Consider the following 14885-nt stretch of genomic DNA (forward strand, 5'->3'; position numbering starts at 1 on the left):
CGGAAGTTAAGCTCTCTAGCGCCGATGGTAGTTGGGACCTTGTCCCTGTGAGAGTAGGACGTCGCCAAGCAACTAAAAACACAAGTCATTTGACTTGTGTTTTTTTGTATTGTTAAAAAGAACGGGAAAGAAGTAAGGGTGATACAAACACGTTGCCCAAGAGTTAATCATATTATATAAGAGATGGGTGTATATTTTTCTGTAAATTGTTAAGGATTAGAAGTATAAAATAGGTTCACTAAAATAGGGAGGGAAGGCTATGAAATTACAAAGTGAAGTTTGTATTGTTTGTGAGACAAAAAGAAAAGAAGGTATATATGTTTATAATAATTTAATATGCTATGAATGTGAAAAGGATATGGTGAATACAGAGACAGATGATCCGAAATATATACATTATTTAAAGCAGCTTCGAAAATTAGAAGTATCATATTTTTAAATAGGCATATGCCTATTATTTTTTTTGTTCTGTATAATAGATAGAGAATGAATAATAAGGAAGAGATGTAGATGAATCAAAATCGTATGCCTTTATATGAGGCGTTAATAGAGTTTAAAGAAAGAGGGCCGTTATCCTTTCATGTTCCAGGTCATAAGAATGGTTTAAACTTCCCTCAGGAGGCAATAAGAGAGTTTAAAGATATTCTATCTATTGATGTAACTGAGTTAGCAGGACTAGATGATTTGCATAGTCCGTTTGAATGTATAGATGAGGCACAACAATTATTGGCTGAAGTTTATAATACAAAGAGGAGCTATTTTTTAATTAATGGTTCAACAGTCGGGAACTTAGCAATGATTTTGTCTTGTTGTGGGGAACATGATATTGTTCTTGTACAAAGAAATTGCCATAAATCAATTATTAATGCTTTAAAACTTGCGGGAGCAAATCCCATTTTTTTAGATCCATGGATTGATGAAGTTTATAACGTACCGGTGGGAGTTCGTAACGAAATTATTAAGAAAGCAATTGAAAAGTATCCAAATGCGAAAGCACTCATTTTAACGCATCCTAATTATTATGGTATGGGTATGGATCTAGAGGCAAGCATCGCTTTTGCACATGCACATAAAATCCCTGTTTTGGTAGATGAGGCACATGGGGCACATCTGTGCTTGGGAGAACCATTCCCGAAGTCAGCATTAACATATGGTGCAGATATTGTAGTTCATTCTGCACATAAAACATTACCCGCAATGACAATGGGTTCCTATTTACATATAAATAGTCACTTAGTAGACGAAGAGAAGGTTACTACTTATTTAAGTATGCTACAATCTAGTAGTCCATCGTATCCAATTATGGCTTCCTTGGATATAGCACGCTTTACAATGGCGCGTATAAAAGAAGAAGGTCACAGTGAAATTGTTGAGTTTTTACGAAGATTTAAGGAACAATTACGTTCTATTCCCCAAATCGCCATTTTAGAATATCCGTTGCAAGATGAGTTAAAGGTCACCGTACAAACTCGTTGTCAGTTATCAGGGTACGAATTACAGTCTGTATTTGAAAAGGTCGGTATATATACAGAGATGGCTGATCCGTACAATGTCCTATTTATTTTACCCTTACAAGTAAATGAGGGATATATGAAGGTTATAGAGATGATCCGAGTAGCATTGCAACATTATGAGGTGAAAGACAAGAGGGAATCTATTCGTTATACTTATAAAGGTGAATTCTCTCTTTTACCGTATACGTATAAACAACTAGACGGATATGAAACAAAGATAGTATCTATAAAAGAGGCTGTTGGAATGATAGCGGCGGAAATGGTGATTCCGTATCCACCTGGAATTCCATTGATTATGTATGGAGAGAGAATTACTTCAGAGCATAAAGAGCAAATTATGTATTTAGAGAGAGCAGGAGCTCGTTTTCAAGGTAATACGAAATATATGAAAGTGTATGATATAGAAAGTAGGTTTTAGGATGAAGGGATTATTTGTAACAATTGAGGGCCCAGAAGGTTCAGGTAAAACAACGTTAATTAAAAGCTTATTGCCATATTTTGAAAAAAAAGCACAAAAGGTAATGGCGACAAGGGAACCAGGCGGTATTGCAATTTCTGAGGACATTAGGACGATTTTACATAAACAAGAATATACGATGATGGAAGCACGTACAGAAGCGCTTCTTTATGCTGCTGCGCGCAGACAACATTTAGTAGAAAAAGTTATGCCAGCACTTAATGAGAACTACCTCGTGTTATGTGATCGTTTTATAGATAGCTCTTTAGCATACCAAGGCTATGCAAGAGGATTGGGTATGGATAAGGTATTTGAAATAAATCGTTTCGCAACAGAGGACTGTATGCCTAGTTTAACAATTTATCTAGACATTGAGCCTGAGGTTGGTTTGGCTCGGATTGAAAAAGATGCAGGACGTGAAGTAAATCGACTAGATATGGAAGATATCTCTTTCCATAAACGTGTGCGCGAAGGGTATTTACAAGTTGTAGAACGTTTCTCGGATCGTATTGTATTGGTAAATGCTGATCAGCCGATGGAAAAACTTATAGAAGAAGTTGTTCAGATTATAGAAGATAAATTGTTATAATAGAAGGAAAGAATGAAATAAGTGAGGTATGCATTATGACGAAGACGTGGGAGCAGCTTTCTGCTATACAACCCATCGGTGTAAAAATGTTGATGAATAGCATTGCAAAAGAGCGTATATCCCACGCTTACTTGTTAGAGGGAGGGAAAGGGACAGGAAAGTTTGCGACAGCAATTCAAATGGCAAAGAGTTTCCTCTGTTCTGAGCGGAATGGGGTAGAGCCCTGCCATGTATGTACAAACTGTAAGCGAATTGATTCAGGTAACCACCCTAACTTACATATTGTAAAACCAGACGGATTATCTATTAAAAAGCAGCAAATTCATGATTTACAAGAAGAGTTTTCAAAAACAGGATTAGAGGCAAATAAAAAATTATATATTATTGAGCACGCAGATCGTATGACAGCAAATGCGGCAAATACACTTTTGAAATTTTTAGAAGAACCAAGTAGTGATACAACTGCTATTTTACTTACTGAACAAAGTCATCAAATTTTAAATACGATTTTATCTCGTTGCCAAGTTGTTACGTTTAGACCGTTACCTACGGAATCTTTAATTAGAAGATTACAGGATGAAGGGATTACAGCATCTTTATCGACACTTGCTGCTCAACTTACAAATAGTTTTGATGAAGCTTTAGCTTTATGTAGTGATGAATGGTTTGCACAAGCACGAGCTTTAGTGATAAAATTATGTGAAGCGCTCGAAAAAGATAAAACCTCTATTTTTTTTGTACAAGAAAAATGGGGAAAACACTTTGGAGAGAAAGAACAATTACAGCAAGGTTTAGATATGTTACTCCTTATTTATAAGGATTTATTATATGTTCAACTTGGAGAAGAAGATCGTCTTGTTTTTCATGATCAGAAAGAGATGTTTGAATCGTTTTCCTATGCTCAGAAGCGCATTGTATCAGCTCTCTTTAATATATTAGAGGCAAAAAATAGAATCAACGCTAATGTAAATGCGCAGCTTGTGTTCGAACAGTTAGTGTTGCGGTTGCAGGAGGGATGACCGTTTTGTATGATGTAGTAGGTGTTCGCTTTAAGAAGGCCGGAAAGGTATATTACTTTGATCCAAACCAGTTCGATATCTCTGAAAATGAGTTTGTCATTGTAGAAACGGTAAGAGGTATTGAATACGGAAAAGTAGTTATTACCAAAAAACAAGTTGATGAAAACGACGTTGTATTACCGCTAAAAAAGGTTATTCGTATTGCAAATGAAAATGATCGTACCATTGTTGAAGAGAACAAACATGCTGCCAAAGAAGCATATCAAGTCTGTCAACAAAAGGTAGTAGAGCATGATCTTGATATGAAACTTGTAGATGTAGAGTATACATTCGATCGTAATAAGATTATTTTCTATTTTACTGCGGATGGTCGGATCGATTTCCGCGAACTAGTGAAGGACTTAGCCGCAATTTTTAGAACAAGAATTGAACTAAGACAAATTGGTGTTCGTGATGAAGCGAAGATGCTAGGTGGTATTGGTCCATGTGGTCGTATGCTTTGTTGTTCTACTTTTTTAGGGGATTTTGAACCTGTATCCATTAAAATGGCAAAGGATCAAAATTTATCATTAAATCCTGCAAAAATCTCTGGTTTATGTGGTCGCTTAATGTGTTGCTTAAAATATGAGAATGATGAATATGAGGCAGCAAAGGAACAACTTCCTGATTTAGATCAACGTATACAAACCCCGCATGGTACTGGCCGTGTTATCGGATTAAATATTTTAGAAAGATTAATTCAAGTGGAACTAGTAGACAAGGAACGGATAGTAGAATATACGTTAGATGAGTTAGTGAATAAAGGGGTCGTTTCGAGTCAAACCACAGATTAATGAGGTGGGTGCTTGTGGAGAAAAAAGATATTTTTGAATCGGTTTCTAGTATGGAAGAGCAAATTGGACATTTATATAAACAGTTGGGAGAGTTAAAACAGCATCTTGCAGAGTTGTTGGAAGAAAACCAGCATATAAAAATGGAAAATAACAATTTGCGACACCGTTTTGAAGAAGTGCAGAATAAAGAAAAACAAAAAACTCAAAAACGTAAAGAAGTGAAGCCGAAAACAGATATTGGTGAAGGCTATGACAATTTAGCGAGACTGTATCAAGAAGGTTTTCATATTTGCAATCTACATTATGGAAGTGTACGTAAAGAGGGAGATTGTTTATTCTGTCTGTCATTCTTAAATAAAAAGTGAAATTACCTTTCCAATTATAATTGGAAAGGTAATTTTTTATACATGAAATAGGGTAGGTTAAGGGTAAGAAAAGGAGCAGTATATGAATTTATATGAAGATGAACGTTTAGATTACTTATTAGCACAAGACATGAAGATTATACAAAGCCCATCAGTATTTAATTTTTCTTTAGATGCCGTTTTACTTGCAGATTTTGCATGGGTACCAATTCAAAAGGGGAATTTACTTGATTTGTGTACAGGTAACGCGGTTGTTCCCCTTCTATTAAGTACAAGAACAAAAGGAAATATTACTGGGGTGGAAATTCAAGAACGCTTATATGATATGGGAGTAAGAAGTGTTCAATACAATGGGTTGGAGGAAAGAATTCACCTCATACATGGAGATTTGAAAGATATGCCAGAGAAACTTGGGCGTCATCAATATGATGTTGTTACATGTAATCCACCATATTTTCAAACACCTCAAACTTCAGAGAAAAATATGAATGAACATTTAGCGATAGCTCGTCATGAAATTATGTGTACATTAGAAGATGTTGTATCTGTAAGTAGTCAGTTAGTAAAACAAGGTGGGAAAGTAGCGTTTGTACATCGTCCAGGGCGATTACTAGACATTGTCACATTAATGCGTAAATATAAAATTGAACCAAAGCGTGTGCAATTTGTTTATCCTAAGGTTGGAAAAGAAGCAAATACATTGTTAATTGAAGGAATTAAGGATGGAAATGCAGATTTGAAAATTTTACCGCCTCTCGTTGTATATGAGAACAATAACGAATATACAAAGGAGCTACGTTCGATTTTATATGGAGAAGAATAAGCACTTTTTTTATGTGGTAGAGTGCTCTGATGGAAGTTATTATGCTGGATATACAAACCATATAGAAAAGAGAATTCAGACTCATAATAGCGGCAAAGGGGCTAAGTATACACGCGTCAGGCTTCCTGTTGTTTTAAAATATGTAGAGACCCACGATGATAAGCGTACAGCTATGCAAGCGGAGTATTACTTTAAGCAATTAACGAGAAAACAAAAAGAGGCATATATGCAAAAAGGAGAACGCTATGTGGCAACAAAAAAGCTTTCAACAAAATGAAAAGGGAGTTTTATATTTAGTACCAACTCCTATTGGAAATCTAGAAGATATGACATTTCGTGCAATCCGAATTTTAAAAGAAGTTGATTTAATTGCTGCTGAAGATACGAGACAAACGAAAAAACTTTGTAATTATTTTGAAATTGAAACACCTGTTACGAGTTATCATGAGCACAATAAAGAAGTAAGTGGGAAGAAACTATTAGAGAAATTAGAGGATGGAAAGAATGTAGCACTTGTTAGCGACGCTGGTATGCCGTGTATTTCTGATCCAGGTTACGATATTGTCGTTGAGGCAGTAGCTGAGCAATATCATGTAATTCCGCTTCCTGGAGCAAATGCAGCCCTTACAGCATTAATTGCATCCGGTCTTGAAACAAAGCAGTTTTATTTCTATGGTTTCTTGCAGAGAAACAAAAAGGAACGGAAGATGGAGTTAGAAAAGCTTCGGTATGTACAAACTACAATGATGTTTTATGAAGCGCCTCATCGTTTAGACGATACTTTAATTTCGATGCAGGAAGTGTTGGGAAATAGAGAGATTGTATTATGTCGAGAGTTAACGAAAAAATTTGAGGAATTTATTCGAGGAACAATCGAAGAAGCAATTGAGTGGACGAAGCAAAATGAAGTACGTGGTGAGTTTTGTATTTTAGTAGCTGGTTCAACAGAAGAACCTGCTCCAGAAGAACAATGGTGGGAATCTCTTTCGGTATATGATCATATTGAATATTATATAAATGAAAAAAGTATGAATTCAAAAGAAGCGATTAAAACAGTCGCTAAAGATCGAGATTTGTCGAAAAGAGATGTATATCAAATCTATCATGTCGATAAAAAATAAGCTTCTCATAATTGAGAAGCTTATTTTGCTGTTTCGATATAATCTTGAAGTTCGTTTAAGATTTGCTCAGCGCCTTCTTTGCTTAAGATGATTTTACCTTCAGCTAAAGAAAGGTTACCGTCAGATACTTCACCAGTTACTTGGCAAGTCATGTTTGGTTTATATTTCTTTAAGATGATTTTTTCGTCATCAACATAGATTTCAAGAGCGTCCTTTTCTGCAATACCTAAAGTACGGCGTAATTCGATTGGAATTACTACACGACCTAATTCATCAACTTTACGAACAATACCAGTAGATTTCATAATTTTTTTCCTCCTAAATAAATAGTTTATAAGTTTCGAGTCTATTTTTAGATTCGTCATTTTTCGACAAAATACCCTATGGACATATGATACCAATCATTTACATTTCCGTCAATTCTTAAATTCTATATTTTTTAAAAAGATTTATAGATTTCTTATTTCTTATATATAATAGATTGAGAGGAAATTCCACAATTATTTACATTGTTTTCTGAAAAAATAATAAATTCAAAGTGGAGATTGTATATTTTTGTGAAATATGAGCAATAGATGATAAAGATATCGAGCATTAAGACCTAAATTTAAAATTAGGTTGGCGTAAAGAAGATAAGTTAGATTTGGACTGCTCGTAAAAGCCCAATTAATGTGGGCTAATAATTAGTGGGGAGGAACAAAAACCCTACTGATTAAAGTTTCACTTTATATATGAGTTTTTGATATACTGTTTATAAATACATATGAGGTTATTCGGGAGGTCCAAAACAATGACAGAGGAAAATAAGTCCTTTTATATTACTACCCCAATTTATTATCCAAGTGGAAAATTACACATTGGACATGCTTATACGACAGTAGCAGGAGATGCGATGGCACGATATAAGCGTATGCAAGGTTATAATGTGCATTATTTAACAGGAACTGATGAGCATGGACAGAAGATCCAAAAGAAAGCAGAAGAGTTAAATATTACGCCACAGGCATATGTTGATAACATTGTTGCAGGAATTAAAGAGCTTTGGGAGAAAATGGATATTTCTTATGATGATTTTATTCGTACAACTGAAGATCGTCATAAAGATGTTGTCGAAAAAATCTTTAAGCAATTAGTAGATCAAGGTGACATTTATCTTGATGAATATGAAGGTTGGTATTCTGTACAAGATGAGACGTTCTATACAGAGCATCAATTAGTAGATCCAATTATGGAAGGCGACAAAGTAGTTGGAGGAAAAAGCCCAGATAGTGGTCATGATGTAGAACTTGTTCGTGAAGAATCTTATTTCTTTAGAATGGGTAAATATGTCGACAGACTATTAAAGTTCTATGAAGATAATCCACATTTCATTCAGCCGGAGTCTCGTAAAAATGAAATGATTAATAATTTTATTAAACCAGGATTAGAAGATTTAGCGGTTTCTCGTACTTCATTTGACTGGGGAGTTCGTGTTCCTGGTAACCCAAAACATGTTATTTACGTATGGGTTGACGCATTATCTAACTATATTACGGCGTTAGGTTATGGAACAGCAAATGAAGAGAAATATAAAAAATTCTGGCCTGCAGATGTGCATTTAGTTGGGAAAGAAATTGTTCGTTTCCATACAATTTATTGGCCGATAATTTTAATGGCATTAGATTTACCTCTTCCGAAGAAAGTCTTTGCTCATGGCTGGATTTTAATGAAGGATGGGAAGATGAGTAAGTCAAAAGGAAACGTAGTAGATCCAGTTACATTAATCGATCGTTACGGATTAGATGCATTACGTTATTACCTACTTCGTGAAGTTCCATTTGGATCTGATGGCGTATTCACACCAGAAGGATTTGTGGAGCGTATTAATTTCGACTTAGCAAATGACTTAGGTAATTTATTAAATCGTACAGTAGCTATGATTGATAAGTATTTTAACGGAGAAATCCCTGCATTTAAAGCAAATGTGACGGAATTTGATGAAACGTTAGTAGCGTTTGCACAAGATACTTTGAAAAAAGTAGAAGAAGCAATGGAGAATATGGAGTTCTCTGTAGCGTTAGGATCTATTTGGCAACTAGTTAGTCGTACGAATAAATATATTGATGAAACACAACCATGGGTATTAGCAAAAGATGAGAATGATCGTGCAAAGTTAGCTTCTGTAATGGCTCATTTAGCAGAAGTACTTCGTCAAACAGGTATTATGCTTATGCCATTCTTAACAGTAGCACCAAGCAAGATGTTTGCTCAGCTTGGCCTTACTGATGAAGCTCATAAATCTTGGGAAAGTCTATCTACAATTGGCTGCATTCCAGCTGGAACAAAAGTAGAAAAAGGAAACCCAATTTTCCCTCGTTTAGAAATGGAAGTGGAAGTAGAGTACATTAAAGAACAAATGAAAAGCTCTGCTCCTAAAGTAGAAGAGAAAAAAGAAGAAGAACCGAAGGCAGAAGAAATTACAATTGATGATTTCTTTAAAGTAGAATTACGCGTAGCTGAAGTACTATCTGCTGAACCTGTGAAAAAAGCAGACAAGTTGTTAAAAATTCAACTAGACTTAGGCACAGAAAAGCGTCAAGTTGTTTCTGGAATTGCAAAATTCTATTCGCCGGAAGACTTAAAAGGTAAAAAGGTTATTTGTGTAACAAACTTAAAACCTGTAAAATTACGCGGTGAATTATCGCAAGGTATGATTTTAGCGGGTGAAGAGAATGGCGTATTGTCATTAGCATCAATTGACCAAAATCTACCAAATGGTACAAAAATCAAGTAATTAAGACAAGAAAAGAGATGTTTCACGTGTAACATGTGTGAAGCGTCTTTTTTCTTTTTTACACTCTCTATTTTTGCATTAAGATTGTAGTATTGTTATCGTTAAGTTATTAAAGAACTTATTTTTGTAGAATAAACTTGATTTCAATATAAAAGGAGTTATGTATTATGTTGTTTGATACACATTCACATTTGAATGCAGAGCAATTCGAAGAAGATTTGCAAGAGGTTATTGCCCGAATGAAAGAAGCGGGAGTTACTTATACAGTTGTTGTTGGTTTTGATGAAGTAACGATAAAAAAGGCGATGGAATTAGCTGAAGCCTATGATTTTATTTACGCTGCGGTTGGCTGGCATCCAGTTGATGCAATCGACATGACAGAAGAACATTTAGCTTGGTTAGAAGAACTTGCTTCTCATCCTAAAGTCGTTGCACTTGGAGAAATGGGCTTAGATTATCACTGGGATAAGTCTCCAAAAGAAATACAGAAAGAAGTATTTCGTAAACAAATTGCATTAGCGAAAAAAGTAAATTTGCCGATTATTATACATAACCGCGATGCAACTCAAGATATTGTTGATATTCTAGAAGAAGAGAATGCAGCTGAAGTAGGAGGCATTATGCATTGCTTTAGCGGTAGCGTAGAAGTAGCAGAGCGATGTGTTGATATGAACTTTTTAATTTCGTTAGGTGGACCAGTTACATTTAAAAACGCTAAGAAACCGAAAGAAGTTGCTACGGAGATTCCATTAGAGAAATTGTTAATAGAGACGGATTGTCCCTATTTAACGCCGCATCCATTTCGCGGGAAACGAAATGAACCGAGTTATGTAAAACTCGTAGCAGAAGAAATTGCGAATTTAAAAGGAATTTCTTATGAGGAAGTAGCAGAAATGACAACTAAAAATGCAAAAGTTTTATTTGGAGTTGAATAAAAAGAACGGGTGAAACCTGTTCTTTTTTATTTTGAGAAACACTAGTAGAAGTAATCAAGAAAATAAATGTGAATGATGAAGTGTTACAATAAGGACAGAGAACAAAGATTTTTCTATTCTATTTTTTAAAATATAAGAATGGGGAAAATAATAATGGAAAAGTCGTCATTTTTTTGTTTTACTAAGTAGAGACGAAATGAGTGTGGAGGCAAGCATGAAAATAAAAGAGATTATCGTTGTAGAAGGTAAAGATGATACAGTTGCGATTAAGCGTGCTGTTGATGCGGATACAATTGAAACGAACGGTTCAGCAATCGGTGATCATGTTATTGAGCAAGTTAAATTAGCGCAGCAAAAAAGGGGCGTTATTATTTTCACAGATCCGGATTATCCTGGAGAGCGTATTCGAAAAATTATTTCTGACAAGGTTCCTGGCTGTAAGCATGCTTTTTTACCGAAGGAAGAAGCGCTTGCTAAAAGGAAAAAGGGTGTTGGGATTGAACATGCTTCTAATGAGTCGATTCGCCGTGCTCTAGAGAATATACATGAAGAAATGGAAGCTTACACAAGTGAAATTAGTTGGAGTGATTTAGTCGATGCAGGCTTAGTGGGCGGAGAAATGGCAAAGAGCCGCAGAGAAAGAATGGGTAAGCTATTAAAGATTGGTTATACAAATGCAAAACAGTTACATAAACGATTACAGATGTTTCAAGTTTCAAAGGAATCATTTGCAGAAGCTTATAAGCAAGTAATACAGGAGGAAAAAAAATGAAGGATATCGCAACGCCAAATCGTACAAAAGACATTGTTGAAAAGTATGGATTTTCATTCAAAAAAAGTTTAGGACAAAACTTTTTAATTGATACAAATGTATTAAATCGTATTGTCGATCATGCAGAAATTGGTTCAGAAAGTGGTGCAATTGAAATTGGACCAGGTATTGGTGCATTAACAGAGCAATTAGCGAAGCGTGCTAAAAAAGTAGTGGCTTTTGAAATTGATCAAAGACTATTACCAATTTTAGATGAGACGTTAGCGCCATATGGTAATGTTACAGTTATTAATAAAGACGTACTAAAAGCAGATGTACATGAAGTATTTAATGAGCAATTTGAAGAAGGGCAAGATGTAATGGTAGTAGCTAACTTACCATACTATATTACAACGCCAATTTTATTTAAATTGCTTGAAGAAAAGTTACCAGTTCGTGGATTTGTTGTTATGATGCAAAAAGAAGTTGGAGATCGTTTAGCTGCTAAACCTGGAACAAAAGAGTATGGTTCTTTATCGATTGCCATTCAGTACTATACAGAGGTTGAAACAGTTATGACTGTACCGCGTACAGTGTTTGTACCACAGCCAAACGTTGATTCTGCAATTATCCGCCTTCTAAAGCGTCCTAAACCGGTTGTAGAGGTGACAGATGAAACGTTCTTCTTTGAAGTAGTACGAGCAAGTTTCGCACAGCGCCGTAAAACTTTAATGAATAATTTATCAAATAATTTAAATGGTTTCCCGAAAGATAAGGAGTTATTGGATCGAATTTTAACAGAAGTAGGAATTGATCCAAAGCGAAGAGGCGAAACGCTATCTATTGAAGAGTTTGCAACATTAAGTAATGCATTAGTTCTTCATAAATTATCATAAGAATATGAAAGGGACAGTTCAAGTTGAACTGTCCCTTTTGTCACCTTTCTCTCTCTAAATTCATACTTTAAAAACAGGTAAGATGGCCTAATGAGTTTGGAGGTAGGAGAATGGTTTTACATGTTGGAGAATTAGTGGAACGATATTCTCATAAGAGGGATATTCTTTTTCGTATTATAGAAATAAAAGGCGAGATAGCTATATTGTTTGGAGAAGAAATTAGACTGGTGGCGGATGCGCCACTTGAAGATTTAATTAGTATAGATCAAAGAGAACATAAAAAAAGGGTGAAGCGTGAGAAAGAAACAATGGAGCGCACGTATCGTTTGTTTCAACAAGATTATGTACTGATGAAACAAAGGCATGAACATACTTCAACTGGTGGATACACAAGTGAGGTAAATTATTTTCAAATGCCGGGACGTGTATTGCATATAGATGGAGACCCTTTATATTTGCGCAAGTGCTTAGATTTATATAATAAAATTGGCGTTCCTGTTCAAGGTATTCATTGTAAAGAAACGGAGATGCATGAAAAAGTAGTAGACTTAATAGATCACTTTCGCCCAGACATTCTCGTTATTACAGGACATGATGCATATACAAAATCAAAAGGAGTGAAGGGAGATTTAGCGGCATATAGGCATTCAAGGCATTTTGTACAGGCTGTTCGTGAAGTGCGAAAAAAATATCCATCATTGGATCAACTTGTTATTTTTGCTGGGGCATGTCAATCACATTTTGAGGCACTAATTCGTGCAGGGGCCAATTTCGCTAGTTCACCATCTAGAATTAATATTCATGCACTAGATCCTGTATATGTAGTTGGTAAAATTAGTTTTACTTCATTTATGGAGAGAGTCAATGTATGGGATGTCGTACGTAATACAATTACTGGTGAAAAGGGACTAGGTGGAATTGAAACGAGAGGGATTTTACGAACGGGATTACCTTTTCAACATTACGAAGAGTAAGCAGGATACATATGTATCTTGCTTTTTGTATGGAAGGATTTAAATGAATTTGGATAAAAAGAGGTAAGAACGTAAAGACTACGTAATGATACTTTTACAATATAGTATTTCTTCTATCTATTCAAACGCAGGATGATATTAGCTGTGAATCGCGGTTAATAATTAGGATAGATATATCGTGCTTTAAGTGTTCAATCTAAATTACAGCGAGGTGTAGCGAAGTATATGTCAAAACGTTTAGATGAAATTAAAAGCGAATTAGATCACCATCTTGGACAGCGACTTATGTTAAAAGCAAATAGTGGAAGAAGAAAAACTGTGGAGCAATCAGGTGTACTAGCAGAAACATACCGTTCCGTTTTTGTTGTACAATTGGATCAACAAGAAGATGCGTTGCAACGTGTATCTTATAGTTATGCAGATGTTTTAACAGAGACAGTAGAGTTAACATTTTATGGAGACCCTCATAATGAGGTCATTTTATAATCCATATATCATTACATATATTCCCATAAATGAAAAGCTATATTATTTTGCATACTAACTATACCGTAGCAAAATAAGGAGGGACTCTGCATTGAGTAGACGAAGAGGTGTCATGTCAAACCAATTTAAAGAAGAGCTAGCAAAAGAGCTTGGCTTTTATGATGTTGTTCAGAAAGAAGGATGGGGCGGAATTCGTGCGAAAGATGCTGGTAACATGGTGAAACGTGCTATAGAAATTGCAGAACAGCAATTAATGAAACGAAACCAGTAGTTGTAAGATACTTTCTGTGCTACGGTAGCCGAGGAGACATTCCTCGGCTTTTTGTACTCTAAAAGGTGCCATCATTTTACATAAGTAGTTTCATTCTGAATGCTTTTCGTTATAATTAGGGAAGTGTCATCGTCTTACTATAAATTTATGGTAAAATAAACGATAAAAGATTGAGTACATAGAGTGGGTGAATAGATTGAAGCTACTAGTGAAAGCACCAGCAAAGATTAATCTGTCGTTAGATGTACTGGGAAAAAGACAAGACGGATATCATGAAGTGAAAATGATTATGACAACCATTGATTTAGCAGATCGTCTAGAACTAACGGAATTAGCAGAAGACCGTATTGAAATTTTATCCCATAATCGGTATGTCCCAGACGACCAACGAAATTTAGCTTATCAGGCAGCGAAATTATTAAAAGAGAAGTTTAATGTAAAAAAAGGTGTATCTATTACTATTGAAAAAACGATTCCAGTAGCAGCTGGATTAGCAGGTGGAAGTAGTGATGCAGCAGCGACATTACGTGGTCTTAATAAATTATGGAATTTAGGGCTTACAATTGATGAGTTAGCAGAGCTTGGTGCAGAAATTGGATCAGATGTATCGTTCTGTGTATACGGAGGCACAGCAATTGCCACTGGAAGAGGAGAGAAAATTGAGCATATAAAGACTCCGCCTTCTTGTTGGGTTATTTTAGCGAAACCACATATAGGTGTATCTACTGCTGATGTGTATGGAAATTTAAAGTTAAATCGAGTTACACATCCAAATGTAGATAAAATGGTTGATGTCATAAATTCTGGTGATTATAAAGGAATTTGTGATACTGTTGGTAACGTTTTAGAAGATGTAACATTTGGAATGCATCCTGAAGTTGCCCGTATTAAATCACAGATGAAGCGATTTGGAGCGGATGCTGTATTAATGAGTGGAAGTGGTCCAACTGTATTTGGACTTGTACACCATGATTCACGAATGCATCGCATTTATAACGGATTAAAAGGATTTTGTGAACAAGTCTATGCGGTACGTTTATTAGGAGAGCGAGAAACGCTTGAATAAAGACGTATAATA

At 35.4% G+C, this 14885-nt stretch carries 18 protein-coding genes; 17 read left to right on the plus strand and 1 reads right to left on the minus strand.

Annotated features, from left to right (window positions below; translation table 11 throughout):
* The first annotated feature begins 259 nt into the window (after nt 1-259).
* The 9 genes from AB6801_RS30155 (at nt 260) to rsmI (ending at nt 6721) form a co-directional block, all read left to right on the plus strand.
* Entirely contained in the window at nt 260-439 is a 180-nt protein-coding gene (locus AB6801_RS30155) for a sigma factor G inhibitor Gin (protein WP_000776279.1), read from the plus strand.
* Nucleotides 440-510: 71 nt separating this feature from the next.
* Entirely contained in the window at nt 511-1932 is a 1422-nt protein-coding gene (locus AB6801_RS30160; RefSeq protein WP_097999570.1) for an aminotransferase class I/II-fold pyridoxal phosphate-dependent enzyme, read from the plus strand.
* Between the two features lies 1 nt (nt 1933).
* On the plus strand, nt 1934-2560 hold the full coding sequence (gene tmk / locus AB6801_RS30165) for a dTMP kinase (RefSeq protein WP_000677214.1): 627 nt from the start codon (nt 1934-1936) through the stop codon (nt 2558-2560).
* A 35-nt stretch (nt 2561-2595) separates the two neighbouring features.
* On the plus strand, nt 2596-3579 hold the full coding sequence (gene holB / locus AB6801_RS30170; protein ID WP_000169563.1) for a DNA polymerase III subunit delta': 984 nt from the start codon (nt 2596-2598) through the stop codon (nt 3577-3579).
* Nucleotides 3580-3584: 5 nt separating this feature from the next.
* On the plus strand, nt 3585-4412 hold the full coding sequence (locus AB6801_RS30175) for a PSP1 domain-containing protein (RefSeq protein ID WP_370941351.1): 828 nt from the start codon (nt 3585-3587) through the stop codon (nt 4410-4412).
* Between the two features lie 14 nt (nt 4413-4426).
* Nucleotides 4427-4777 carry a DNA replication initiation control protein YabA gene (gene yabA, locus AB6801_RS30180; RefSeq protein ID WP_000412063.1) on the plus strand — a complete coding sequence of 117 codons (351 nt, stop codon included), beginning with the start codon at nt 4427-4429 and terminating at the stop codon, nt 4775-4777.
* Nucleotides 4778-4859: 82 nt separating this feature from the next.
* Nucleotides 4860-5600 (plus strand): tRNA1(Val) (adenine(37)-N6)-methyltransferase, encoded by a 741-nt coding sequence (locus AB6801_RS30185; RefSeq protein WP_001055367.1) that lies wholly within the window; start codon nt 4860-4862, stop codon nt 5598-5600.
* Nucleotides 5587-5877, plus strand: coding sequence for a GIY-YIG nuclease family protein (locus AB6801_RS30190; protein WP_000414350.1), 291 nt, complete (start codon nt 5587-5589; stop codon nt 5875-5877). Before AB6801_RS30185 ends, AB6801_RS30190 begins: the two co-directional genes overlap by 14 nt.
* Nucleotides 5846-6721 (plus strand): 16S rRNA (cytidine(1402)-2'-O)-methyltransferase, encoded by an 876-nt coding sequence (gene rsmI / locus AB6801_RS30195; RefSeq protein WP_000267821.1) that lies wholly within the window; start codon nt 5846-5848, stop codon nt 6719-6721. The genes AB6801_RS30190 and rsmI overlap by 32 nt, the downstream gene beginning before the upstream one ends.
* A 20-nt stretch (nt 6722-6741) precedes the next feature.
* Here the strand turns inward: rsmI and AB6801_RS30200 are convergent, their stop codons facing one another.
* A complete protein-coding gene (locus tag AB6801_RS30200; protein WP_000843036.1) occupies nt 6742-7026 on the minus strand; it encodes a transition state genes transcriptional regulator AbrB in 285 nt (94 codons plus the stop codon).
* A 485-nt stretch (nt 7027-7511) separates the two neighbouring features.
* On the opposite strand from AB6801_RS30200, the gene metG reads away from it, so the two are divergent.
* The 8 genes from metG to ispE all read left to right on the plus strand — a co-directional run bounded on the left by metG (nt 7512) and on the right by ispE (nt 14873).
* The gene (gene metG, locus AB6801_RS30205) at nt 7512-9494 is read left to right on the plus strand and encodes a methionine--tRNA ligase (RefSeq protein WP_250903218.1); all 1983 of its coding nucleotides are present in this window, start codon (nt 7512-7514) and stop codon (nt 9492-9494) included.
* 167 nt (nt 9495-9661) lie between these two features.
* The gene (locus tag AB6801_RS30210; RefSeq protein WP_000895843.1) at nt 9662-10429 is read left to right on the plus strand and encodes a TatD family hydrolase; all 768 of its coding nucleotides are present in this window, start codon (nt 9662-9664) and stop codon (nt 10427-10429) included.
* 214 nt (nt 10430-10643) lie between these two features.
* Entirely contained in the window at nt 10644-11201 is a 558-nt protein-coding gene (rnmV, locus tag AB6801_RS30215; RefSeq protein WP_000692835.1) for a ribonuclease M5, read from the plus strand.
* On the plus strand, nt 11198-12076 hold the full coding sequence (gene rsmA, locus AB6801_RS30220) for a 16S rRNA (adenine(1518)-N(6)/adenine(1519)-N(6))-dimethyltransferase RsmA (RefSeq protein ID WP_000651548.1): 879 nt from the start codon (nt 11198-11200) through the stop codon (nt 12074-12076). Before rnmV ends, rsmA begins: the two co-directional genes overlap by 4 nt.
* A gap of 110 nt (nt 12077-12186) precedes the next feature.
* Nucleotides 12187-13050, plus strand: coding sequence for a sporulation peptidase YabG (gene yabG / locus AB6801_RS30225; RefSeq protein ID WP_000242868.1), 864 nt, complete (start codon nt 12187-12189; stop codon nt 13048-13050).
* Nucleotides 13051-13275: 225 nt separating this feature from the next.
* A complete protein-coding gene (gene veg / locus AB6801_RS30230; RefSeq protein ID WP_000044347.1) occupies nt 13276-13536 on the plus strand; it encodes a biofilm formation stimulator Veg in 261 nt (86 codons plus the stop codon).
* Nucleotides 13537-13627: 91 nt separating this feature from the next.
* A complete protein-coding gene (gene sspF, locus AB6801_RS30235) occupies nt 13628-13807 on the plus strand; it encodes an acid-soluble spore protein SspF (RefSeq protein ID WP_002094215.1) in 180 nt (59 codons plus the stop codon).
* A 196-nt stretch (nt 13808-14003) separates the two neighbouring features.
* Nucleotides 14004-14873 carry a 4-(cytidine 5'-diphospho)-2-C-methyl-D-erythritol kinase gene (gene ispE / locus AB6801_RS30240; protein WP_000772104.1) on the plus strand — a complete coding sequence of 290 codons (870 nt, stop codon included), beginning with the start codon at nt 14004-14006 and terminating at the stop codon, nt 14871-14873.
* The last annotated feature ends 12 nt before the right edge of the window (nt 14874-14885 follow it).

Origin of the sequence: Bacillus sp. RCC_6_1, from assembly GCF_041360755.1 — a bacterium.
Lineage (GTDB): Bacteria > Bacillota > Bacilli > Bacillales > Bacillaceae_G > Bacillus_A > Bacillus_A cereus.

Coding starts and splice junctions, on each gene's coding strand:
- rnmV (WP_000692835.1), top strand. CDS start 10,644: ATGAAAATAAAAGAGATTATCGTTGTAGAAGGTAAAGATGATACAGTT.
- AB6801_RS30200 (WP_000843036.1), bottom strand. CDS start 7,026: ATGAAATCTACTGGTATTGTTCGTAAAGTTGATGAATTAGGTCGTGTA.
- AB6801_RS30155 (WP_000776279.1), top strand. CDS start 260: ATGAAATTACAAAGTGAAGTTTGTATTGTTTGTGAGACAAAAAGAAAA.
- AB6801_RS30185 (WP_001055367.1), top strand. CDS start 4,860: ATGAATTTATATGAAGATGAACGTTTAGATTACTTATTAGCACAAGAC.
- AB6801_RS30210 (WP_000895843.1), top strand. CDS start 9,662: ATGTTGTTTGATACACATTCACATTTGAATGCAGAGCAATTCGAAGAA.
- rsmA (WP_000651548.1), top strand. CDS start 11,198: ATGAAGGATATCGCAACGCCAAATCGTACAAAAGACATTGTTGAAAAG.
- holB (WP_000169563.1), top strand. CDS start 2,596: ATGACGAAGACGTGGGAGCAGCTTTCTGCTATACAACCCATCGGTGTA.
- tmk (WP_000677214.1), top strand. CDS start 1,934: ATGAAGGGATTATTTGTAACAATTGAGGGCCCAGAAGGTTCAGGTAAA.
- veg (WP_000044347.1), top strand. CDS start 13,276: ATGTCAAAACGTTTAGATGAAATTAAAAGCGAATTAGATCACCATCTT.
- rsmI (WP_000267821.1), top strand. CDS start 5,846: ATGTGGCAACAAAAAAGCTTTCAACAAAATGAAAAGGGAGTTTTATAT.
- yabG (WP_000242868.1), top strand. CDS start 12,187: ATGGTTTTACATGTTGGAGAATTAGTGGAACGATATTCTCATAAGAGG.
- metG (WP_250903218.1), top strand. CDS start 7,512: ATGACAGAGGAAAATAAGTCCTTTTATATTACTACCCCAATTTATTAT.
- AB6801_RS30190 (WP_000414350.1), top strand. CDS start 5,587: ATGGAGAAGAATAAGCACTTTTTTTATGTGGTAGAGTGCTCTGATGGA.
- AB6801_RS30160 (WP_097999570.1), top strand. CDS start 511: ATGAATCAAAATCGTATGCCTTTATATGAGGCGTTAATAGAGTTTAAA.